General features: G+C 70.8%; 26 protein-coding genes and 1 pseudogene. 9 read left to right on the plus strand and 18 right to left on the minus strand.

The genetic code is table 11. From position 1 onward, the window contains the following. The first annotated feature begins 47 nt into the window (after nt 1-47). Complete coding sequence (locus Aco03nite_RS39110; RefSeq protein ID WP_203805598.1) at nt 48-626, plus strand: GrpB family protein; 579 nt, start codon at nt 48-50, stop codon at nt 624-626. Here the strand turns inward: Aco03nite_RS39110 and Aco03nite_RS53555 are convergent. Continuing rightward, nucleotides 610-1,296 (minus strand): hypothetical protein, encoded by a 687-nt coding sequence (locus Aco03nite_RS53555; protein WP_239145805.1) that lies wholly within the window; start codon nt 1,294-1,296, stop codon nt 610-612. The genes Aco03nite_RS39110 and Aco03nite_RS53555 overlap by 17 nt on opposite strands. A 96-nt stretch (nt 1,297-1,392) precedes the next feature. On the opposite strand from Aco03nite_RS53555, the gene Aco03nite_RS39120 reads away from it, so the two are divergent. Beyond that, nucleotides 1,393-2,013 carry a DUF998 domain-containing protein gene (locus Aco03nite_RS39120; RefSeq protein ID WP_203805600.1) on the plus strand — a complete coding sequence of 207 codons (621 nt, stop codon included), beginning with the start codon at nt 1,393-1,395 and terminating at the stop codon, nt 2,011-2,013. A 16-nt stretch (nt 2,014-2,029) separates the two neighbouring features. After that, the gene (locus Aco03nite_RS54850; RefSeq protein ID WP_373872668.1) at nt 2,030-2,251 is read left to right on the plus strand and encodes a glyoxalase superfamily protein; all 222 of its coding nucleotides are present in this window, start codon (nt 2,030-2,032) and stop codon (nt 2,249-2,251) included. A 207-nt stretch (nt 2,252-2,458) separates the two neighbouring features. Here Aco03nite_RS54850 and Aco03nite_RS39125 read toward each other — a convergent pair whose 3' ends face one another. Then, the gene (locus Aco03nite_RS39125; RefSeq protein WP_203805602.1) at nt 2,459-3,430 is read right to left on the minus strand and encodes an NmrA family NAD(P)-binding protein; all 972 of its coding nucleotides are present in this window, start codon (nt 3,428-3,430) and stop codon (nt 2,459-2,461) included. Between the two features lie 82 nt (nt 3,431-3,512). Here Aco03nite_RS39125 and Aco03nite_RS39130 point away from each other — a divergent pair, with 82 nt between their 5' ends. Continuing rightward, on the plus strand, nt 3,513-4,112 hold the full coding sequence (locus tag Aco03nite_RS39130) for a TetR/AcrR family transcriptional regulator (RefSeq protein WP_203805604.1): 600 nt from the start codon (nt 3,513-3,515) through the stop codon (nt 4,110-4,112). A gap of 23 nt (nt 4,113-4,135) precedes the next feature. Here the strand turns inward: Aco03nite_RS39130 and Aco03nite_RS39135 are convergent, their stop codons facing one another. Both Aco03nite_RS39135 and Aco03nite_RS39140 read right to left on the minus strand, forming a co-directional pair. Then, complete coding sequence (locus Aco03nite_RS39135; RefSeq protein WP_203805606.1) at nt 4,136-4,426, minus strand: hypothetical protein; 291 nt, start codon at nt 4,424-4,426, stop codon at nt 4,136-4,138. Between the two features lie 139 nt (nt 4,427-4,565). Further along, entirely contained in the window at nt 4,566-5,144 is a 579-nt protein-coding gene (locus tag Aco03nite_RS39140) for a hypothetical protein (protein WP_203805608.1), read from the minus strand. Between the two features lie 63 nt (nt 5,145-5,207). Here Aco03nite_RS39140 and Aco03nite_RS39145 point away from each other — a divergent pair, with 63 nt between their 5' ends. Together Aco03nite_RS39145 and Aco03nite_RS39150 are read left to right on the plus strand one after the other, a co-directional pair. After that, nucleotides 5,208-5,846: a class I SAM-dependent methyltransferase gene (locus Aco03nite_RS39145; RefSeq protein WP_203805610.1), complete on the plus strand. Its 639-nt coding sequence runs from the start codon at nt 5,208-5,210 to the stop codon at nt 5,844-5,846. A 146-nt stretch (nt 5,847-5,992) separates the two neighbouring features. Further along, nucleotides 5,993-6,652, plus strand: a complete 660-nt coding sequence (locus Aco03nite_RS39150) for a class I SAM-dependent methyltransferase (protein WP_203805612.1) — start codon at nt 5,993-5,995, stop codon at nt 6,650-6,652. A 54-nt stretch (nt 6,653-6,706) separates the two neighbouring features. Here Aco03nite_RS39150 and Aco03nite_RS39155 read toward each other — a convergent pair whose 3' ends face one another. Continuing rightward, nucleotides 6,707-7,129 (minus strand): organic hydroperoxide resistance protein, encoded by a 423-nt coding sequence (locus Aco03nite_RS39155; protein WP_203805614.1) that lies wholly within the window; start codon nt 7,127-7,129, stop codon nt 6,707-6,709. Beyond that, complete coding sequence (locus Aco03nite_RS39160) at nt 7,126-7,575, minus strand: MarR family winged helix-turn-helix transcriptional regulator (protein WP_203805616.1); 450 nt, start codon at nt 7,573-7,575, stop codon at nt 7,126-7,128. Before Aco03nite_RS39160 ends, Aco03nite_RS39155 begins: the two co-directional genes overlap by 4 nt. 79 nt (nt 7,576-7,654) lie before the next feature. On the opposite strand from Aco03nite_RS39160, the gene Aco03nite_RS39165 reads away from it, so the two are divergent. Continuing rightward, nucleotides 7,655-8,176 carry a GNAT family N-acetyltransferase gene (locus tag Aco03nite_RS39165; RefSeq protein ID WP_203805618.1) on the plus strand — a complete coding sequence of 174 codons (522 nt, stop codon included), beginning with the start codon at nt 7,655-7,657 and terminating at the stop codon, nt 8,174-8,176. Here the strand turns inward: Aco03nite_RS39165 and Aco03nite_RS39170 are convergent. The 7 genes from Aco03nite_RS39170 to Aco03nite_RS39200 form a co-directional block, all read right to left on the minus strand. Further along, nucleotides 8,158-8,988, minus strand: a complete 831-nt coding sequence (locus Aco03nite_RS39170; protein ID WP_203805620.1) for a sigma-70 family RNA polymerase sigma factor — start codon at nt 8,986-8,988, stop codon at nt 8,158-8,160. The two genes, Aco03nite_RS39165 and Aco03nite_RS39170, sit on opposite strands and share 19 nt — an antisense overlap. A 119-nt stretch (nt 8,989-9,107) precedes the next feature. Continuing rightward, nucleotides 9,108-9,767 carry a Clp protease N-terminal domain-containing protein gene (locus tag Aco03nite_RS39175; protein ID WP_203805622.1) on the minus strand — a complete coding sequence of 220 codons (660 nt, stop codon included), beginning with the start codon at nt 9,765-9,767 and terminating at the stop codon, nt 9,108-9,110. A 52-nt stretch (nt 9,768-9,819) separates the two neighbouring features. Further along, entirely contained in the window at nt 9,820-10,173 is a 354-nt protein-coding gene (locus Aco03nite_RS39180) for a DUF6204 family protein (RefSeq protein WP_203805624.1), read from the minus strand. 16 nt (nt 10,174-10,189) lie between these two features. Further along, entirely contained in the window at nt 10,190-11,011 is an 822-nt protein-coding gene (locus Aco03nite_RS39185; protein ID WP_203805626.1) for a sugar nucleotide-binding protein, read from the minus strand. Next, nucleotides 11,008-11,700 (minus strand): hypothetical protein, encoded by a 693-nt coding sequence (locus tag Aco03nite_RS39190; RefSeq protein ID WP_203805628.1) that lies wholly within the window; start codon nt 11,698-11,700, stop codon nt 11,008-11,010. Before Aco03nite_RS39190 ends, Aco03nite_RS39185 begins: the two co-directional genes overlap by 4 nt. Further along, entirely contained in the window at nt 11,697-12,563 is an 867-nt protein-coding gene (locus tag Aco03nite_RS39195) for an ATP-binding cassette domain-containing protein (RefSeq protein ID WP_203805630.1), read from the minus strand. Before Aco03nite_RS39195 ends, Aco03nite_RS39190 begins: the two co-directional genes overlap by 4 nt. Continuing rightward, the gene (locus Aco03nite_RS39200; RefSeq protein WP_203805632.1) at nt 12,560-12,928 is read right to left on the minus strand and encodes a GntR family transcriptional regulator; all 369 of its coding nucleotides are present in this window, start codon (nt 12,926-12,928) and stop codon (nt 12,560-12,562) included. The genes Aco03nite_RS39195 and Aco03nite_RS39200 overlap by 4 nt, the downstream gene beginning before the upstream one ends. A 288-nt stretch (nt 12,929-13,216) precedes the next feature. On the opposite strand from Aco03nite_RS39200, the gene Aco03nite_RS39205 reads away from it, so the two are divergent. After that, entirely contained in the window at nt 13,217-15,358 is a 2,142-nt protein-coding gene (locus tag Aco03nite_RS39205) for an ATP-binding protein (protein ID WP_203805635.1), read from the plus strand. Between the two features lie 87 nt (nt 15,359-15,445). Here Aco03nite_RS39205 and Aco03nite_RS39210 read toward each other — a convergent pair whose 3' ends face one another. Both Aco03nite_RS39210 and Aco03nite_RS39215 read right to left on the minus strand, forming a co-directional pair. Next, entirely contained in the window at nt 15,446-15,865 is a 420-nt protein-coding gene (locus Aco03nite_RS39210; RefSeq protein ID WP_203805637.1) for a DUF3592 domain-containing protein, read from the minus strand. Nucleotides 15,866-15,913: 48 nt separating this feature from the next. Beyond that, nucleotides 15,914-17,323, minus strand: a complete 1,410-nt coding sequence (locus Aco03nite_RS39215) for a hypothetical protein (protein WP_203805638.1) — start codon at nt 17,321-17,323, stop codon at nt 15,914-15,916. A gap of 135 nt (nt 17,324-17,458) precedes the next feature. Here Aco03nite_RS39215 and Aco03nite_RS39220 point away from each other — a divergent pair, with 135 nt between their 5' ends. Next, a complete protein-coding gene (locus tag Aco03nite_RS39220; protein WP_203805640.1) occupies nt 17,459-17,602 on the plus strand; it encodes a hypothetical protein in 144 nt (47 codons plus the stop codon). A 44-nt stretch (nt 17,603-17,646) separates the two neighbouring features. Here the strand turns inward: Aco03nite_RS39220 and Aco03nite_RS54585 are convergent. The 3 genes and pseudogenes from Aco03nite_RS54585 to Aco03nite_RS39235 form a co-directional block, all read right to left on the minus strand. Beyond that, a pseudogene (locus Aco03nite_RS54585) lies at nt 17,647-18,055 on the minus strand (hypothetical protein); the annotation flags it as partial. Between the two features lie 6 nt (nt 18,056-18,061). Next, nucleotides 18,062-19,789 carry a hypothetical protein gene (locus Aco03nite_RS39230; RefSeq protein WP_203805642.1) on the minus strand — a complete coding sequence of 576 codons (1,728 nt, stop codon included), beginning with the start codon at nt 19,787-19,789 and terminating at the stop codon, nt 18,062-18,064. Nucleotides 19,790-19,915: 126 nt separating this feature from the next. Further along, the gene (locus Aco03nite_RS39235) at nt 19,916-20,113 is read right to left on the minus strand and encodes a hypothetical protein (protein WP_203805856.1); all 198 of its coding nucleotides are present in this window, start codon (nt 20,111-20,113) and stop codon (nt 19,916-19,918) included. Between the last annotated feature and the right edge of the window lie 33 nt (nt 20,114-20,146).

A 20,146-nucleotide genomic window follows, 5' to 3' on the forward strand; every position in this document is an offset into this window, starting at 1 on the left:
GGTGCCGTGGGTGCCGGCGCCCGAGGTTCCCGGTGGGTGGCACAGTGATGGTCATCCGTGGAGAGTGGGTGGCGTCGGTGCTCGTGGATGCGTACGACGTGGGTTGGGTTCGCCGTGGGGAGGCGGTCGTCCGGGAGGTGGCCGGGGGGTTGGGTTCGCTGGCGGTCCGGGTGGAGCACATCGGGAGTACGGCGGTGCCCGGGATGGCGGCGAAGCCGGTGTTCGACGTACAGGCAAGCGTGCTGGATCTTGATGTTGCCTTTGACGGGCCTCTCACCGGGCTGGGGTTCGAGCGGCTCCCTTACCAGCATGATCATGTGCCGGCGGGGTGTGGCGACTCCCCCGCGCTCTGGGTGAAACGGTTCTGGCTGCGGCGTGGCGACGGTGTGGAGCCGGTGAATCTGCACCTGCGGCTGGCCGGGTCGCCGAACGAGCGGTTGGCGTTGCTGTTCCGGGACTGGTTCCGGGCGCATCCGGCGGCGGTTCCGGCGTATGCGGCGTTCAAGTCGGTCCTGGCGGTGGCGGTCGACGGTGATCTGGACGCGTACACCGAGGTGAAGGATCCGGTGGTTGATCTGGTGGCGGTCGTGGCCGAGGAGTGGGCGGCGGCTACCGGGTGGGGTTGAGGGTGTCCCCGGCGTAGGTGATCGGGTCGTCCGGGCGGGCCGGCCAGGTCTCCAGGCCGGGCGCGGCGAGGATCTCGGCGATGCAGGCGGCGGATGCGCCGATGTAGGTGCTCATCAGGTCGATGTCGGTGGCGACGCACCAGGCGCGGTCGTCGGGCCACCACAGGTTCGGGCTGTTCTGGAACGGTGCGAAGTCGGTGGAGACGGTGGCCGCGTCGGCCAGCGGTCCGTGCAGCAGCAGCATCGACCGGCCCGGCATGTCGAGGCGGGCGGTTCCTTTTTCCGGTACGGCGAGGGCGCCGGAGCCTTCCCATGCGGCGTAGTGGCAGCCGGCGGACGTGGTGTGCCGTTGCAGGACGGCGAGCAGCCGGGCGGCCTGGACGGCGGGCAGGGTTCCCTCGGAGGGTTCCTCGTCGTCCGGGCCGGTGATGCCGGGCCACTGCATCAGGGGGTGGGCGTGCCGGCCGTTGGTGGCGGCGACGGTGGCCCAGGTGAGGTCCTCGGCCGGGTGGAGCAGGCGGGCGTAGGCGTCGAATCCGGTGGGTAGCAGCGTCCCGGTGACGGTGTAGGTGGGGTGGCCGGCGTTGTCGTCCAGGCCGTTCATGATCCAGTCGCCGGCGCCGGTGTCCTCGGTGACCGGCCGGAGGCGCTGTAGTCCGTGTCGTTCCATGGTGATCATTCTGGGTGGGGGGTACGGCTGGGTATACCGGGTTTCCGGGGTCCAGGCGTAGTGCCCGGCCGGGGTGGTCGCCGGTGTACTCGGGGCATGAATCTGCGGTTTCGGGTGGGGGCGTGGTGCTGGACGGCGGCCGCTCCCCTGTTTCTGGTCGTGAACGTGGTCGTCGGGTGGAGGTGGCGGGATCCGGGGTTCAGCTGGGCGGTCCACAACGTCAGTGATCTGGGCAATGTGGGTTGCGGGGTGTGGGCGGGGCGTGCGGTCTGCTCTCCCTGGCATGCGGCGATGAACACCGGGATGCTGGTCACGGCCCTGTTGTTGCTGGCCGGGGCATTTTTGCTGACGCGGTACGCGTGGGACGGCAACCGTTGCGGGTTCGTCCTGCTGGTGCTCGCCGGTACGGGCCTGGGGGTGGCGGCGCTGTTCCCGGCGGATGTGAACGAGAACGCGCACGTGCAGGGCGCGGTCCTGCTGTTCATCGGCGGCAACGTGGGCCTGATCGTGACCGGCCTGTCCCGGCGGGCGCGCTATCGGCGTTCGGCTCTGGGGTTGGGGGTGCTGGGTCTGGTCGCGACGGTCCTGCACCTGGCCGGGGTGGGTCTGGGTCTGGGTGTCGGCGGCATGGAGCGGGTGGCGTTGGCCCCGCTGCTGGTGTGGACGTGCGTGGTGGGCACGCTGGTGGCTGTCACGCCCGCTGCTGATCCCGGATAGGCCTGGGTCTTCTCGTGTGCGGCGATGGCGCGGTAGATGCTGGCTACGCTCGGGTTGCGGCCGCCTCGGGGAACAATGTGGCCGGCATGGCCACCATCGCTTCGAGCCCGGTTTCCCCGTATTTCTCTGCATCTCGCGCGGGCCGATGCAGATCTTCCTGTCGGAGCATCACGGAGATGCCCGGCCCGGCACGCTCCCACTTGACGGACCCGGACGGGAACCGTTTACGCGTCGGTAGCACTCGACGCCGATGACTGGAGCTGGTCAGCCCCGGTTCGGTGGGCTGAGAGAACCGGGCTCCGGAGCTCGGCGTACACCGCTACGTCACGGGGGCCGTCCGGGAAACGGACGGCCCCGCGCAGCACACCCTCGAGAGTGAAGGCGAACCGCTCCGCCAGGCGACGGCTGCGGTCGTCGGTCTCTCTCAGGTCGTACGAAATGCAGGTCAGCGTGTTCGGGCGGGTGCCGGCCAGGCGGCGGTGGCGGCCCACTGATCGAAGGTCAGCAGTGCGGGGTGGATGGCGCGCAGCCGGGTGAGATCGCGGTCTCGGGTGGTGATGTCACGTGTCTGCAGGAAGGCGCTCATCGCCGCGAGGTCGTGGCCCACCTCCGGGACGGAGGCGACGACGACCTCCAGCGGAAGGTTCCGGTACTCAGCGGGGATACCGGTGTGCCGCTCGACTGTCCGGGCGATGTCCGCGCCGGAGAGACGGTCACCGACGACGGCGAGGTCGCGGGTGCCCCAGGACTGCCAGTTGGTGAACATGTACGCGGCGAACCACCCGATGTCCGAGAGCGCGATCATCGGATAGTGGCCGTCGCCGAACGGCAAGACGAACGTGATGCCCTCGCGCCCGTCTGTGAGCCTTCCGGGGGTGGGTGCCAGGGCGGAGGTCAGGTTCTCGTAGTAAGGGGCGGTGGTGAGGATGGCGACGTGGTCGGTGAACCATCCGTCGTCCACCTGCCGCATCATCTCCTCGGCCCGCTGCAGGTTGATGGACGAGGCCACGGCCGCTTTGCCGTCGTAGTGCGGAACGGCGACGGTGCCGGCGGTCAGGGCCAGCGCGTCGTCCAGCGATGACCAGATGAACCGGCCGACGCGTTGCCGGTGTGCGCTGTCGAGGATCGCGCGGCCCAGCTCGTATTCGGCGACCGGACTGTTGGCGGCGAAGAAGTTGGTGTTGCAGAACACCGAGTCGACGGTGCCCATCAGGCCGTCCAGCCACGCGCTGTCGGTGAGTTCACCCTCGACGATCTCAACCGCCCCTGAGGTCTGCAGATGCCGCGCCCGGGTGCTCTGCGCGTCTCGGGTCGGGACCACCACCGACCGCCCGGGGATCCGGACGAGTTGCTCGACGACCGCGCGGCCCATCGCGCCGGTGCCACCGATCACCAGGGTTTTCTCGTTCTCGTTCATGGGTGCCCTTCGAAAATGGATTACGCGGTCCAGAATCTAAACGTTTTGGATCGCACGGTCCATTGTTGGTAAGATCCGCCACATGGACGTGTCGCGACTGACCAGCAAGGGCCGCGCCACCCGGGCCCGCATCGTCAATGCCGCCGCGGAACAGGTCCGAGCGCACGGACTGGAGACGCTGAGCCTGGACGCAGTGGGCACGGCCACCTCGACCAGCCGATCCCAGCTGTTCCACTACTTCCCGCAGGGCAAGCGTGGGCTGCTGCGGGCGGTCTTCCAGCACGAGATCGCCGAGCTGACGGCCGCGCAGGAACCGGCACTGCACGACCTGTCCAGCCGGCGGTCGTGGGAGGCATGGCGCGACGGCCTCAGCGTCTACTACTTCACCCAGGGCCGGTGGACATGTCCCCTCACGGCCCTGGCCGCTCAGGTGGTAGCCACCGACGAGGATCTCAGCGCCTGGCTGATCGCACAGAGCACCACGTGGCGGCAGACGCTCGCCACCGGCGTCGCCGCCATACAGCACCGGCGACAGCCGAACGACCAGGATGAGGACCTCGCGGCCACGATGATCTGCCAGATCCAGGGTGGCCTGATCATGGGCCGGATCGACCGCAGTCCGGAGAGCCTACGCGCCGCGCTGCGCCGCATCCTTGACTGGATCCCAGCCCAGGCCGCGTGACCCGTCGCTCACGGAGCCGTCGGTCAGTTACTTGCCGCGGCCGGCCTCGGCCGGCCGCAGCGGCCGGTAGCCGTCGGTGTCGAGCTGGGCGAGTTCGCGTCACCGCGGATGGTGAGCAGCATCCGCTGCAGGTCCTCATGGTCGTGATCGCCGCCCGTGACATCACCCGTCTCGACGTCACGCACCTGGATCCGGAACCCGCCCCCGGTGCACCAGCGGCCGACACGGCGTCCAGTCAGTCGTCCTCCGACCAGCACCAGCACATTGCCATTGCGGTGCACAGCAACAACTGGGGCCACGTCGGAGTCGAGCACCGGGTAGTCCTGCGCGCGTAGCTCGGCCGGCGCCCGATCCAGGCGGTGATCGCCGGAGTGCGCGGGATCAGGACGATGTCGTTGCCGATCGGCCACACGAACCGGGCGTTGGTGATCGTCATGCCGGGTCTCCTGACGGTCATGGTTGTAGGCAGGTGCCGTCGGGGAGTGTGCCGAGGAACCAGCTCTGGGAGCGGGTGACCAGGACGCACCAGGTGCCTACCGAGACCGCGGCGACGGTTTCGCCTTCGGGGGCCAGTTCGCCGGGCTGGGCGGGGCGGACCACCGTGTCGGCGAAGCCTGCCTGCTGGATGGCCTCGCGGATGAGGAACGGTGGCGCGGTCGTCGTCTCGCATCTGGTGCCGGTGCGGGGATGGCAGGTGGTGCTGGTACCGGTGTGGAAAGCCTTGCGGATCAGGGGCAGGGCGGACACGGCTGCCTGCTGCTGGTCGTCGCGAGGGATGTTGCGGCGGGCGTGTTCGGCGCCCAGACGCTCGCATTCGGCGTTCGGGCCGCGTGCTGCGATGTCGGTTCTGCCGTCGTGGGTCTCGAGACAGGCGTAGGCGCGGGCCGCGGGAGACGGTGACGCTGCTGCCGGGGCTACGGCGACGACCTGGTCGGTGCGGGTGTAGAGGTACATGCCCAGCCAGGCGATGGTGACCAGGCCGAGGGCGGTGGCGGCGGCGATCAGGGGCCGGCGGCGTGCGGCATCGGTCACGGTCGAATCCTAGGGGCCGGGGCGGGGAACCGGGGGTGGCCGGGGCGGGCTAGGGTGCGCGGCATGCGCGTTCCTGATTGGGTGCAGGACACCCGGATCTCGTACGACACGGTCGCGGTCAGTTATGCCGACATGCTGCGTGACGCGCTGGCGGGTGAGCCGTTCCAGCGGGGCATTCTCGGGCTGTTCGCCGAGGTGCTGCGGGCGCGGCCGGCCGGGCCGGTGGCGGATGTGGGGTGTGGGCCGGGGCGGATCAGTGGTTATCTGCGGGAGCAGGGCCTCGACGTGTTCGGTATCGACCTGTCGCCGGGGATGGTCGAGGTGGCGCGGCGGGAGCATCCGGGCATCCGGTTCGACGAGGGGTCGATGACGGCCCTGGACGTGGCGGACGGTTCCCTGGCGGGGGTGCTGGCCTGGTTCTCGCTGATCCACGTACCCGACGACGAGGTGCCCGGGGTACTGGCCGAGTTCCGGCGGGTGCTGCGGCCGGGTGGGGCGCTGCTGGTCGGGTTCCATGCCGGGGACGGCAGCAAGCTGAAGTCGGAGGGGTACGGCGGGCATCCGATGAACGTGTACGTGCACCGGCGTCCGGCGCAGCGGGTGTCGGGCTGGTTGCGGGAGGCCGGGTTCACGGTGGAGGCGGAACTGTTGCACCGTCCGGAGCCGAACGTCGAGGGCGCGTTCGTCTTCGCCAACCGCTGATGACCGCCCGGCGGGGACGCTGCCCGGTGTGCAGACGGGTGGTGGCGCTGACCGTCGACGGCCTGGTGGCGCGGCATGACGCGACGATCCGGGCGTTCACGCCGCCGGAGCAGTGCCCGGGATCCGGCCGCCGGGGTGAGGCGTAGGTGGACGGGGAGCTGGACCGGCTGCTGGCCGAGCAGGTCGCCTACTACCGGGCGCGGGCCGGGGAGTACGACGCCACCTATCCCCTGGATTCGCATGCCGATACGGAGGCGCGGGCGGAGCTGGTGGCCAGGCTGGAGGGGCTCGCGCCGCTGGGCCGGACTTTGGAGCTGGCCTGCGGGACCGGGCAGTGGACCGTCGAACTCGTCAGGCTCGCGTCGTCGGTGACGGCTGTCGACGCCGCTCCGGAGGCTCTGGCCATCTGCCGGGGCAAGGTCGATGCTCACCTCGTTGAGGCTGATCTGTTCGGGTGGCGGCCGGAGGCACGGTTCGACTTCGTGTTCTTCTCGGCGTGGCTGTCCCACGTACCGGAGCAGCGGTTTGAAAGGTTTTGGGCTCTTGTCGCGGATTGTCTGGTGCCGGGTGGGCGGGTGTTCGTGATCGACGAACTGCCGGCGGTGGACGCGGTGGAGCATCGGGCGCCGGGACAGCCCGCGCCGGCGGTGCATCGTGAGGTCGGTGGGGTTCAGCGGTTCCGGGCGGTCAAGGTTCTGCACGATCCGGGGCGGTTGCGGCAGCGGTTGGCGGAACTCGGATGGTCGGCGGAGGTCGGAACCGTGGGCTGGCGGTTCTTCTGGGCCGAGGTGAAACGGGCGGGGTAGCGAGAGCGGGCATGAAAAAGGCCGGGCCGCCGACGGCCCGGCCTTTTTCTGCGATCACGCCAGGTTGAGGGTTACCTCGATGTTGCCGCGGGTGGCGTTGGAGTAGGGGCAGACCTGGTGGGCGGCGTCCAGGACGGCCTTGGCGGTCGCCTCGTCCAGACCGGGCAGCTCGGCCTCGATGGTCACCGACAGGCCGAAGCCGTTGCCGGAGGGCAGCGGGCCGATGCCGACGTCGACGGTGATGGCGGTGTCCTCCAGCTTGATCTTCTGCAGGCCGGCGACGCGCTTGAGGGCGCTGTGGAAGCAGGCGGCGTAGCCGGCGGCGAACAGCTGCTCGGGGTTGGTCAGGGCGCCGCCCGCGCCGCCGAGCTCCTTGGGCATGGCGAGGTCGAAGTCGAGGACGCCGTCGCTGGAGCGGACGTGACCGTTGCGGCCGTCGCCGGTGGCGGTGGCGGACGCGGTGTAGAGCGTGCTCATACGGGTTCCTCCGGAGGGGTGGTGTTTCCTGTGCCGCGGGCGCGGTGCAGGAGGGTGTGCAGCTGGGTGAGTTCGTCGACGGTGAGGCCGGTGGCGCAGACGAGTTCCTGGGTGAGGTCGCCGATGGCGGTCTGCAGCGCGTGGCCGGTGTCGGTGGGGTGGATCCAGACGGTGCGCTCGTCGTGGGTGGCGCGGACGCGGGTGATGTGGCCCTGGGTCTCGAGGCGTTTCAGCAGGGGGCTGAGGGTGCCGGAGTCGAGTTTGAGGGTGCGGCCGAGGTCACGGATCGTGGTGGGGCCGTCGTGCCAGAGCACGCGCAGGACGAGGTATTGGGGGTAGGTGAGGCCGTGGGGTTCCAGGTGCGGCCGGTAGAGCGCGGTCATGGCGCGGCTGGCCGCGTAGAGCTGGAAGCAGATCATCTGGTCCAGTGCGGTGCTCTCGCGCATGACCAGAACAGTAGCCCGCAATTTAATTGTGCACAACTGATTGGTGCCGTGGGTCACCACGTTGTGTGATCATGCGGCCATGGCGACCATCCGCTTGCTCAAGCTCTCCCCCGCCGCCCTGGCCGCGCTCATCGACGGCGATCTGGACGCCGCGAGCGCCGCGGCCGGGTGTCCGCTCAGCTCGTTCCTGGTCGACGAGAACTGGCTGTGGCGGGTACGCCTGGACGACATCCGCCGTGACCCGCAGGCCGCGGACTGGATCGCCCGGGCGGTGATAGCCGAACCCGAAGGGGTGATCGTCGGCCACGGCGGGTTCCACGGGCCGCCGGACGCCGACGGGACGGTCGAGGTCGGCTACACGGTCGCACCGGAACACCGGCTGCGCGGGTACGCCACCGCGATCCTGATCGAGCTGCTGCGCCGCGCCGACGCCGACCCACGGGTCACCGCGGTGCGCGCGAGCATCCGGCCGGACAACGTCGGCAGCCGTAAGGTCGCCACCCGGCTGGGATTCAAGAAGATCGGCGAGCAGTGGGATCCCGAGGACGGCCTGGAGGACGTCTACGTACGGCGTACCGGCGATCAGGCGGCCAGCAGCTGACCCTGGGCGTCCGTGGCGGCCAGGCGCGACGCCATCGTGGAACTCTCGGCGATCTGCGCGGCGTAGGCTGCGCGGCGCCGGGCCACACACCCGTCCTTGGCCACCGGCGACAACCGCTGCTCCATGTGGGTGTTCAGGCCGTCGCGCAGCAGGGCCAGGGCCTCGGTGCGCAGCTGGGAGACCCGGGATTCGGTGACACCGAGCTGCTCGGCGACCTCCGACAGCGGCCGCTCGCGCAAAAACGACGCCTCGACCACGAACCGCAGGCGCTCGGGCAGCACGGTCACCGCGTCGTGCAGGTAGCCCAGGCGCTCGCGGTGCAGGAGCATCTCCTCGGGGTTCAGGGCGGTCTCGGTGACCATGTCCTCGGCGCTGCCGACGGTGAAGCCCTGCAGCGACAGCACCGCGGCGCGCTGGACGTCGTCGTCGATGGTGGCCAGCTCACCGACCGCGACGCCGAGCAGTTCGGCCAGCTCCTCGGCGGTGGGGGTGCGGCCGAGCCGGCGGGTGAGTTCCTCGCGGGCCACGTCGGCGCGGCGGGCCCGGGCGCGCACCGAGCGCGACGCCCAGTCCATGCCGCGCAGCTCGTCGAGCAGGGCGCCGCGGACCCGGACGGCGGCGAACCGGCCGAACGGGATGCCGCGCCCGGGGTCGAAGGCCTGGGCGGCGGTCACCAGGGCGGCGTACCCGGCCGAGGCCAGGTCGTCGCGGTGCACGTGCGGGGGCACTTTGAACAGCGTCTCGCGGACCATGTGACCGACCAGCGCCATGTTGTCGCGGATGAGCTCTTCCTGGCTGGTGGTGACCATCATTGCGGTTCCCCCTGTGTCGGCTGACCGGCGTCCAGGGGGAACTTTTCGCGGCTACGGGTGCAACGGACGGGTGCTCTCGGTTGCTGGTTGGTTGCACCGCGATTTTTTCCTCAAGTGCGTCACTGCTCCTGCGGGCCGGCGGTCACGGTCTGCTCGACGCCCGATTTGTCCAGGCCGAGGGATTCGCCCTCCTCCAGGGCGGCGAGCAGGACGTGACCGGTGCCGACGAGGTCGTGGCCCAGGCGCAGCGCTTCGCGGAAGGTGAGTTCCAGGATCTTGCGGGAGCGGGCGTCGAACGGGATCAGCGGCCGGGTCTCGGCGTCCCCGGCCGGGGCGGTGACCTGCTCGCGCAGCTCCGCCACGGTGCGGTTCTGGGCCAGGACGGCCTGCACGGCGAGGCTGTCGTCCTGGTCGAGCAGGCCGAGGACCAGGTGGCCGGGGGTGATCTCGGCGTGCCGCAGCCGGGCGGCGTGCGCCATCGAGGCGACCACGGCGGCGCGGGCCGCTGCGGAGTAGCGCTCGAACCCGCGCGACGGGTCGGTGGCCGGGACGGAACGTTTCTGGGCGGCCTGTTTGCTGACGCCCATGCTGCGGCCGATCTCGGTCCAGGACGCGCCGGAGCGGCGGGCCTGGTCGACGAAGTGGCCGATCAGGTGGTCGGCGAGTTCCCCGAGACGCTCGGAGAGGGCGACGGCGTCGGACAGCGCGTCCAGAGGGCTGTCGGGCCGGCCGGCGGAGACGGCGTGGATGAGATCGTCGAGACGTGGTGTAGTCGTCATAGCGTCAACCGTAGGTTGACGATCCTGGATCGTCAACCTACGGTTGACCTGTTCAGCCCTGGAGCTTGCGGCCGCGTTTGCCGAGCGGAACCTCCGACAGGTCGACCGTCTGCGAGGTGATCCGCTTGAACCCGTACCCCCGCTCGGTCATCCACGCCGCCGCCTTGGCCTCCGCCCGGGCGGTCACCTTCGGCACCTGCGCCTCGTCGCTCACGGTCTCCCCGAAACGGAAGGTGAAGAACGGCCGGGCCGCCAGGTCGTACGTCAGATGGCCCTGCTCGGAATACTCCACGGCGAGGATGTCGGCGTGCCGGTCACCGGCGGCGATCAGCTCCGCCTTCTGGGCGTCGGACAGCTTGTCGAAGGATCCGCGGACGGTGACCCGGATCGTGCGGCTCGTGCTCATCGCGCCAGTATCTGGGTCAGACGGTCCCGGGGCGAACGAATTCCGTGGCGCCCCGCAGCCGTACCGACAGCAGCTTCTCCGCCTTCGCCGTCAGCAGCCGCAGATCCGCCGGCCGGGCCAGGCCCAGCTCTTTCAGGGACGCCGCCGGAATCGCCGTGGCGTCCAGGCCGTCGCGGCGGGCCACCAGCACACCCAGGTCGTAGCGGCTGATCGGATCGGCGCCGGCCACGTTCAGCACCCCGGCATGATCACCGGCGGCCAGTTCGAGGAGCGCGTCGGCCAGGTCGTCGACGTGCACCGGCTTACGGATCTCGTCGGTGAACAGCGCACCTTTCACCCGGCCGGCGATCAGGTCCCGGGTCAGGTTTTCATGGGCCCCGTTGCCGTCACCGAGGATCAGCGACGTGCGCACGATCGCGGCCGTCGGGTCGATCGCCCGGACGGCGGTCTCGGCGGCAGCCTTCGCCGCACCGTACGGATACACCGGATCGGGCAGCGCCTGTTCGTCGTACTCCCCCAGCCGGCCACTGAAGATCGCGTCGCTGGAGACGTGCACCAGACGGATCCCGGCAGCGGCCAGGGCCACGTGGGCGGCGCCGTCGGCGGTGGCCGCCCAGTCGCCGCGATCCCGGCCGGCCGCGGTGTGCACGATCGCGCCGGGGCGGACCTCCGCGATCACCCGCCGCACCGAGGCGGGGTCACGGATGTCCAGGTGCACGGTCGCCGACGCCGACGGCGCGGACACGTAGGTGCCCACCGCCCGCCAGCCCGACGCCCGGGCCATCACCCGGCGCCCCAGCGACCCGCTACCCCCGGTGACCAGCAGAGTTCGATTCACGCGGGCACCTTAGTACGCACCGCCACGTCCCGCGCGGCCAGCCACAGCGCCGCCCACCCGGCCACGAACAGCGGCACGCTCAACCCGGCTGTCAGCGGTAGCGACTCCAGGTCCAGGCGGTTGAACCCGAGACTGAAGAACCCGTTCACCCCACCGGCGGCCAGGACCAGGACCACCGCGGCCAGCAGCGCCCACAAGATCGCGGCGTCCCCGCGCAGGAACGCCACCCCGACGAACGCGCCGATCATCAGGGCGATCGCCAGCATGCTCCAGTACGCCACGAAGATCATCGGATAGTCGCCGGCGCCGAACACGTGATGCTCCTGCAGGCGCCGCTCCCAGCCGGCCAGCCGGTACACCCCGGCCTCGGCCGCGTATACCCCGGTCACCAGCAGGGCCAGCAGACCCGCGGTGATCACCTGGAACACCGCGTGCTGGGTGATGAACTCGCGCCGGGTGCGGCCGTGCACGATCATCGTGGACAGCACCCCGGCCGCGCTGAACCCGTACCCGAACGCCAGCCAGTGCAGGATCTGCCCGCCGATGTCGGCGACGCTGAGCGTGACCGTCGTCAGCGCCGCCGTCACCCCCAGGGCGACCGCACCGAACAGGGCCAGCCCACCGAGGCACATCGCCAGGAACGGGGTGTGGTTCAGCAACAGGTAACGGGCGATGGGAAAACGGGTCACGGCACACCTCCGGTCAAGTGGATGAACAGGTCCTGCAAGGCCACCGGCCCCAGCTCCAGGCCGTAGCGGGCGGCCAGTTTCCGGTGCTCGTCGTCGAGGTCGCCGTAGAGGGTGACCTGCTTGGTCGGGCCCAGCGCCCGTTCGGCGAGCACCGTCAGCCCGTACACGAAGTCGTCGACCACGCTCGCCGGGCCGGTCACCGCGATGCCCCGCGACCGCAGGTCGTCGACGTCGCCGCGCCACAGCAGCCGGCCCTCGTGCAGGATCAGGACCTGCTCGAACAGCGGGCTCTGCTCCTCGATCAGATGCGTCGACAGCAGGAACGTGCGCGGATGCGCCCCATAATCGGCCAGGAGCTCGTCGGCGAACAGCTGCCGGGTCGGGGCGTCCATCCCCAGATGCGCCTCGTCGAACATGGTCAGCGCCGCCCGCGACGCCAGCCCGGCGACCACCCCGAACGCCGACCGCTGCCCCCGCGACAACGCGCCCAGGGTCTTCTTCCGGTCCAGGGCGAAGCGGTCCATCAGGTGCGCGGCATAACCGGTGTCGAAGCCGGGGCGCAGCGTGGCGGCCATGTCGAGGATGTCACGCAGCCGGTCGGTGCCGTCCCCGACCGCGCCGTCGTCGCCGATCAGGCAGATCCGGGAGGTGGATTCGAGGGTCTCGAAGACCGGGCGGCCGTCGAGGGTGACGGTGCCCGCCGACGGTTTCCGGAACCCGGCCAGGGTGGACAGCAGGCTGGTCTTGCCGGCGCCGTTACGGCCCAGCAGACCGTAGATCCGGCCCGCGGCCAGCTCGAGATCCAGATCGTGCACGGCGATCGTGTCGCCGTAGCGGACCTGCAGCGCGTTCGTGGCGATCATCGGTCGTCTCCCGGGATCAGTTGATGGATGCGGGCCACCACGTCGGCGACCGGAATGCCCAGCTCCCGGGCCTCGGCGGCCATCGGCTCGAGCACCTGGGCGAAGAACCGCTCCCGGCGCTGCTCCCGCAGCCGCTGCTGGGCGCCGTCGTGGACGAACATGCCGACCCCGCGGCGCTTGTAGAGCACACCCTCGTCGACGAGCTGCTGGAACGCTTTCGCGGCGGTGGCGGGGTTGATGCGGTAGTAGGCGGCGTACTGGTTGGTGGACATCACCTGCGCTCCGGCGGCGAGCAGGCCACGGAACACGTCGTCCTTGATCTGATCGGCGATCTGCCGGTAGATCGGGCTCCGGTCGTCGAACACCCGGCCTCCCTGGTTCTTCGGTTGACTAACTAACCATAGAACGGGTGGGCACAAAAAACGACCGGGGCGTGAGAACACCCCGGTCGTGACAAACCGCTACGAAAGACGTCCACCTGGGCTCACCCCCGTGCAAAAAGCCCAGGTGGACGCCGGTACCGCCCGGCCATTACTGGGGGGCGGCCGAGCGGCACCGGCCAAGATTCTGCATCGACCGGCACCACTGGCGCATCCGGGCAAATACGTAGGGCTGCCCCGCCACGTCTCCGTAGATGACGGTAGGGTTCGCCGGTGATCGACAGGCTCCCGCTCGACCTCAGCCCCTTCATCGGGCGCGACGACCTGCTCACCGACGTCACCGCACTGCTCGGCCGGGCCCGGCTGATCACCCTCACCGGCCCCGGCGGCACCGGCAAGACCCGCCTCGCCCTGCGCGTGGCCGCCGGCCTCGACCACGTCCGCCTCGCCGACCTCGGCACCCTGACCGACCCGGCCCGGCTGTGGGAACACCTCGCCATCGCCCTCGGCATCCACCACCACGGCCCCACCGGCCCCGACGTGATCGCCGCCCACCTCGACCGGCGCCCCCGCGTCCTGATCCTGGACACCTGCGACCAGGTCGTCGCGCAAGCCGCGGCCGCCGCCACCGACCTGCTGCGCGCCGCACCCCGGCTACGGATCCTGGCCACCTCCCGCCAGCGCCTCGGCGTCGACGGCGAACACACCGTCGCCGTGCCCCCGCTGAGCGTCCCCGACGCTGCCCGCCTGTTCACCGCCCTGGCCACCGCCGGCGGCGTCACCCCCGCCGCCCTGACCGACCGCGCCGCCGTCGAGAAACTCTGCCGCCACCTCGACGGACTGCCCCTGGCGGTCAAACTCGCCGCCGGGCGGGCCCGCACCATGAGCCTGCCCGAACTCATCGAACGCACCGGCGACCGCTTCGGACTGCTCACCCCACTGCAGCGCGTCGTCGACCTCAGCTACCACCAGTGCACCCCCGCCGAACAGGCCCTGTGGGCGGCCACCAGCGTCTTCGCCGGACCGTTCACCACCGCCGCCGCCCGCGCCGTCTCCGGCGACGACCACGCCGCCGACACCATCGACGGCCTGGTCGACAAATCCGTGCTGATCGCCGCCACCGACACCCACCCGGCACGATTCACCATGCTGGACACCCTGCGCGAATACGGGCTGCGCCGCCTCGAAGACCCCACCACCGCCCGCGACCGGCACCGCGACCACTACCGCGACTACCTCGCCCGCGCCGCCGACACCTGGTACGGCACGGACGAACTCGACGTGATGGCCGGCGTCCGCGACGAGGTCCCCGACATCGTCACCGCCGTCGACCACAGCCTGCACCGCGGCGACATCGCCGCCGCCCGCGCCCTGTGCCGCGACCTGGTCCGCACCCGCGCCCCGTTCTTCGCCGGCTTCCTCGACCTGGCCGCCACCCGCCTGCACCGCGTCCTGGCCCACCCCGACCCCGTCGACCGGGCCGTCACCGCCGGCGCCGCCGCCTGGATCGCCGCCACCCAGGGCCGCCCGGACGCCACCCGGGAACTGCTGAAAGCCGCCCGCGACAGCCCGTTCGCCCCCGACGCCGCCGCCGTCCTGCTCGACGCCGACCCGGCCGTACTGCCCGCCCTGCACGCCGCCCGCGCCGCCGGCGGCGGCGACGGCCACATGGCCACCATGATGTGGGCCATCGGCAGCGCCTTCACCGACGTCGACGCACACACCGCCACCACCGAGTACCTCGCCGAAGCCGAACGCTCCGGAGCACCCTGGGCCGTGTCGTGGGCACTGTGGACCGCCGCCCTGGCCGCCCAGCGCGCCGGCGACCTGGACCGCGCCACCGCCCTGCTCGACCGCTGCCTGCGCGCCCAACGATCGATGAACGACAGGTGGGGACAGACCTGGAGCATCGAACTCGCCGCCTGGATCATCGCCGCCCGCCTCGCCGGCACCCCCGACCAGGGCGAGGCCCGCCGCGCCGCCTGGCTGCTCGGCGCCGGCACCGCCCGCCGCAAACGCCTCGGCGTCGACCTGGCCGGACTACGCCCGTTCGCCGACAGCGACCGCCGCGCCCGCGAACTGATCACCGCCGTCCTCGGCGAACCCGCCCTGCACACCGAGATCACCGCCGGCCGCCAGGGCCACCAGCACGCCATCCGCATCGCCCTGGGCGAACCGGTCTCCCGCCGGGCCTCCACCCCCACCGGCGGCGGCCTCACCACCCGCGAACACGAGATCGCCCGCCTCGTCGCCGACGGCCTGACCAGCCCACAGATCGCACTCCGGCTACGGATCAGCGCCCGCACCGTCGACACCCACATCCGCAACATAGGCGCGAAACTAGGTCTGTCGAACCGCGCCGCCATCGCCGCCTGGGCCGCCGCAAAACCTTTTTCCGGTACGCGCCTGCCATAGTCCCGTGGCGGCCCCGCGAGCGATGCGGCCCGCCCGGACCGACCCGCGACCGCCGGGAGTCGGCGGGCCGGCACCGTCAGAAATCGATCAGAAGAACGCCAGCCGGCACAGCAGCGCCGACGCCATTGGGAAGATCACCGCGACCAGCAGGACCAGCGACAACGACCAGAACCGGTGCGCCCCCGTGTCCGGCTCCGCGGTCTGCGGGCGCCCCGGCAGATGATGCACCGGCAACTCCCGGCCCACCCGGGGCCAGCGCACACTGGTACCCAACGGTGAGGCCACCTCCCGGCGGATCCCGTGCTCGTCAGCGAACGCCACCACCGGATGGAAACCCGACCGGCGGGCCTGATGCCGCACCACCACCCCGCGCGTCTTCACCCCGTGCCGCGACAGCCGCCACTGCCGGCGGATCGTGGTCACCGCCGCGTAGAGCGCCAGCGCCGCCGCCAGACAGAACCCGAGGGCCAGCCAGCGCAGCACATCATCCGTTTCCCCCGGTTGCACGCGCAGGAGAGTATCCGCGCAGGTCACACCCCTACAACGCGATGATCGTCACCGGCCGTCGCGGCCCAGCGCCCGGCCCGCGCCGGCGATCACCGTGGTCGCCAGGATCCAGCCGGCCGCCATCACCGCCAGCATCACCGCCTTGTCCGCACCCACCGGATCGAACGCCTTGTCGTGCCCCAGATCCAGCAACGGCACCAGCACGTCGACGCTGTACAGCAACGGATCCCAGGTCGGCGCCTCGTCGGCCTTCACCGCCCGCAGCGGCCCCGACCACGCGAACCAGCCGGTACTGCCCGCCACCACCAGCAGCAGCCACAGCAGCGCCCGCACCGGCCGGTACCCGAACCCGATCCCGGCCTCCTGCACCGCACCCCACACCGCGCCCGCCCAGCCCGCCGCCCTATACCGGCGCCGCTCGCGCACCACCAGCACCCGCCGGGCGTCCTGCTCCCGCCCGTCCCGGGCCAGAGCCGCCGCCAGCTGGTCGTAGGGCCCCGGCGCCACCCCGACCACGAACCGCCCCATCCACGCCAGCCGCTGCCGCACCGACCAGCCCACGGTGTCCTCCGACCGGCGGCTCAACCGCTCATAGGTGAGCCCGTCCAGCTCGATCCGGCACCGTCGCGGCCAGTTCACCGGATCGTCGACCAGCCGCCCCACCCGGGCGTCGCGCAGACTGACGGTCCCGGTCGAGTCCGGCGCCGGCCGCAACGTGAGCAGCCGGGCCTGCGCTTCGATCAGCAGCAGCGCGTAACCGTCGTCCGGCCCGCACAGCGTGGTGTTCTGCAACGTGATCGCCCCGGTGACCTGGGCCCCCACGAGGTGGATCTCCCCTTCGGCAACAAGATCGTGCCCGAAGACAGCCCCACCGACGGTGACACCCCCACCGGTGATGGCCGCCCCGAAACCCCCGGCGGCCCCGGATCCTCTGGCGGCCCCGGGGTCTCCGATGGCCCGGGGATCTCTGATGGCCCGGGGGTCTCCGATGATCCCGACCCGGGCCCGGCTGAGATCCACGTTGACCCCGATCCGGGCCCCCGCCATCCGCAGCCCCCGCGCCACGACCGCATCCCGCAGATGAACCCCGCCCCCGATCTCCGACCGCTGCACGAACACCCCACCGTCCACCCGGCTGCGATCCAGCTCGACGACCCCACCGACCCGGGCCGACAGCAGATCCACGTCCCCACCGACACCGGCGTCACGGATCACCAGATCCCCGGCAACCCGCACCCCACCACCCCGAACCCCGGCAAGAACACACCCGCCCAGATCCAGCGAGACCAGATCAGCGTGATCGAGCAGAAGCGGCATTTCGACAGCACAGTCCCGCAACCGCACCGGCATGGCCACCCGCATCCCGGTCAGATCCAGCGACCCGCAGATCCGCCCACCCCGCAGATCAAGACGCCCGCCCCCGTCCCGCAGCAGCCCGGCGAGCAGAGCCGCATCCACGACAGCCCTACCCAGATCAAGAACAACCCCGAGCCGAAAAGCCCGCCGAACCCGCCCCCGCAAAGACATAGCCACCCGACGATCCAACCACCCGGCGCCGGCCCACCCTGGACCACGCCCGCTACCGTCAAGATCATGACTGAGCAGGCCCACCCGCACGAGACCAGCACCCGCCTCCCGGTCCCCGAGGCCGCCGCGACCAGCACCTGGGCCCTACTCGCCCTGGCCACAGCCGCCCTCGCCACCATCCTGCTCCGGCGCAGAAACCCGGAAGCCTGACCCGCGGTCGATCGGACTGATCTCCGTAGTGACCGGGGCCGTCGCTACGCCAGGTGTGTGGGATAGCCGATGTCGGACAGGTCGGCGAGCAGGCTGGTCGCCGACCGGCCGGGATTCAGGCGGCGGACCAGGGACGGGGTCAGTGGGGCCGAGGCGAAAACCTCGCGGACGGCGTCGAGGGCGACGGGCTTCTGGTAGTAGTCCTCGGCGAAACGGTGGTAGGCCTCGCCGGGCGGCGCCGTCGGGGTCGGGGCGGGCGGGGAAGTCGATGTCGCCGGCATGCCAACGGTCGTCGCCGGTCTGCCGCCACAGGCAGACCGTGGCTTCCAGCGTGCCCTCGTAACCGACCGCCGCGGCGAAGACCTCCGGCACCGTGTCGACCAGACCCGGCCACAACTCTTCGTCGTTGACCGCCGGGCTCATCGGCGACTCGTGGTCAAACCCGCGCAGGAACACCGTTCAGAATGACTGTGCGCAAGTGTTTGCGTCGTTGTCTGGCGGGGCGTGTGAACGGTTGCCATGCCCCTGACCCCGTACCGGCCGTTGTGGTGTATCGCGTGTTACGGCACGGGTATGCCGGCGTGGTACACCGCCTACGGGTGGTGGCGGGGTGTGTGCGGTGCTGGCCTTCGGTCCGGTCTGGACGGCGGTTACCCGCTCACCCGTCGTGCGGGTGCCGATCCGTGTTCTCCGGTCGGTTGTGGGTGTGCCTGTCCGACGTCGGGCCTGGTGGCCGAGGCCGCGTCTGCCGATCACGACTGCCGCGCCGTGATGCCGCGACGCCGGACCGGAAGTGTGTGAGATGAGGTCGCCGTCGGCGACCGTCGTGGTGACCGAGCCGGGTAGGTGTGGCTGCCAGTGCCGGCCGCCCCACCGTGACGTGTACGCCGGATCGACGGCGACCACGGCAAGCCGCCGGTTCGCGCACATGCCGACCAGGCGGTCTCGGAACCTGCCGGTCGGTAGTCCGGCCACGATACGCCGGAACCGTTTGCCCCGGTTGCCGCGGCCCATCGTCTCCCGGCCGGTCGTGCGGGCGTCGGTGAAATTCAGGTCCTCGATCGTCACCGACGCGCACCCGGCCTGTTCGGCGATGCGGATCAGCGTCGAGACCACCGCCCGCAGTCGGCCGTCACGCACCCCGGCGGGCTGTCCGGCCAGGTCGGCCGGCACTGTCCGTGGTGGGCCGACCGGGTTCCCGCACGGGTCGAGAACCACTGCGGCGAGGTGACCGTGGTTCAGGTCGACCGCCAGCGTCGCAGACTGCTGTAGAACGTCGAGCGGGGGTGGTTTCCACGCGGTGCCGCCGGTGCCCCAGGAAGCGTCGAGAAACCAACGGCTGCGGGCCGGGTCGAAGCTGATGTCGTACCGCACCGCCTGATGCTCGACCACCCGGTCGGTGACCTCGCCGGCACGGTAGTTGAACCGGACCGCCGCCGACAACCGGTAACGCCCGACCGGCGCGTTCGCCAGATGCGCCAGCGGTGCCGGGAGGTTGATCTCCACACCACCGTCTGCCGGGTTCCACCGGATCGTCTCGTTGCCGAACCGCTTGCCCGTCTCACCGTCCGCGGTCAGGAACAAGCGAGCAGCATCCCACCGGGCCTGCCAATCCCCGACCGTTAACCCGGCCCGGTCGAGATGATGACGTAGGTGCAGCAGCCGCCGGCCGCCTCGCACGATCGACAGACGGCCCTCACTCAGCCGTTGCTCGGCGTCGGCGAGACGAAGCCGCAACTGTTGCAGACGGCGCTGTTTCTGCCAGCGTTCTGCCTGGGTTGCATACCCACGCACCCGCGACCGGCCGGCACCGGCCACCCCGCCGACCGGGGCGGCGATACGTTTCTCCAGCACCGCGATCGCCTGCCGCCAACCCGCAGCCGCTGCCTGCATGCCCCGCAACGACAACGCCCACTGATCATTACTCGCCCGGGTGATCGCACCGGCCCAGCGCGACGACATCCCCGCAGCCGTCAGCGTCTTCTTCCGCACCGCCCGCCGGTCGTCACCGTCACCCAGCCACGACCGCCACGCCAGATCCCGCGACGCATGAGACCCCAGAAACCCGCCCACCGCGAACAAAACCCGATGATCGACGTCCGACGCATGAACACCGGCCCGGATCCGGGCACCCGACGGCACAGCCACCACGAACGGCTCAGCAACCGTCCGCAACCTGCGCCCCACCCCGACACCCCCACCACGACCAACCAGCAATCCACATAGGATCGTACAGGTGTCTGAACACTAGGACGCGCAGTGCCCCAGACCCACAACGGATCCAGGGAAGGGCTCCTGCTGACTCAAGACCACTTACGGGGTAGTCATCCGACGAGCAGTTCGCACCCCCGCCGCCGAGAACAGGATCGACCAGGCGTCCCCGCAGCCGTTGTCCATCGACGCCAGTTCCTCGCCGTCCGACCACGACGACGTGAACGCGTAGTACCGGGCCTCCTGCTTCGGGCTCAGGATCACCTCCAGCACCGCCAGCGCACGACAGCGCTCCCGCACGTCGCGATGTCCGGCAGACTTCCAGCAAGCTCA

Origin of the sequence: Actinoplanes couchii, from assembly GCF_016862075.1 — a bacterium.
Lineage (GTDB): Bacteria > Actinomycetota > Actinomycetes > Mycobacteriales > Micromonosporaceae > Actinoplanes > Actinoplanes couchii.

What these genes read in the sequence shown, in the direction of transcription:
- Aco03nite_RS39180 (WP_203805624.1), bottom strand. Translation starts at nt 10,173, where the DNA reads ATGAGCACGAGCCGCACGATCCGGGTCACCGTCCGCGGATCCTTCGAC.
- Aco03nite_RS53555 (WP_239145805.1), bottom strand. Translation starts at nt 1,296, where the DNA reads ATGGAACGACACGGACTACAGCGCCTCCGGCCGGTCACCGAGGACACC.
- Aco03nite_RS39120 (WP_203805600.1), top strand. Translation starts at nt 1,393, where the DNA reads ATGAATCTGCGGTTTCGGGTGGGGGCGTGGTGCTGGACGGCGGCCGCT.
- Aco03nite_RS39220 (WP_203805640.1), top strand. Translation starts at nt 17,459, where the DNA reads ATGACTGAGCAGGCCCACCCGCACGAGACCAGCACCCGCCTCCCGGTC.
- Aco03nite_RS39130 (WP_203805604.1), top strand. Translation starts at nt 3,513, where the DNA reads ATGGACGTGTCGCGACTGACCAGCAAGGGCCGCGCCACCCGGGCCCGC.
- Aco03nite_RS39160 (WP_203805616.1), bottom strand. Translation starts at nt 7,575, where the DNA reads ATGCGCGAGAGCACCGCACTGGACCAGATGATCTGCTTCCAGCTCTAC.
- Aco03nite_RS39110 (WP_203805598.1), top strand. Translation starts at nt 48, where the DNA reads ATGGTCATCCGTGGAGAGTGGGTGGCGTCGGTGCTCGTGGATGCGTAC.
- Aco03nite_RS39170 (WP_203805620.1), bottom strand. Translation starts at nt 8,988, where the DNA reads ATGATGGTCACCACCAGCCAGGAAGAGCTCATCCGCGACAACATGGCG.
- Aco03nite_RS39175 (WP_203805622.1), bottom strand. Translation starts at nt 9,767, where the DNA reads ATGACGACTACACCACGTCTCGACGATCTCATCCACGCCGTCTCCGCC.
- Aco03nite_RS39125 (WP_203805602.1), bottom strand. Translation starts at nt 3,430, where the DNA reads ATGAACGAGAACGAGAAAACCCTGGTGATCGGTGGCACCGGCGCGATG.
- Aco03nite_RS39195 (WP_203805630.1), bottom strand. Translation starts at nt 12,563, where the DNA reads ATGATCGCCACGAACGCGCTGCAGGTCCGCTACGGCGACACGATCGCC.
- Aco03nite_RS39155 (WP_203805614.1), bottom strand. Translation starts at nt 7,129, where the DNA reads ATGAGCACGCTCTACACCGCGTCCGCCACCGCCACCGGCGACGGCCGC.
- Aco03nite_RS39165 (WP_203805618.1), top strand. Translation starts at nt 7,655, where the DNA reads ATGGCGACCATCCGCTTGCTCAAGCTCTCCCCCGCCGCCCTGGCCGCG.
- Aco03nite_RS39145 (WP_203805610.1), top strand. Translation starts at nt 5,208, where the DNA reads ATGCGCGTTCCTGATTGGGTGCAGGACACCCGGATCTCGTACGACACG.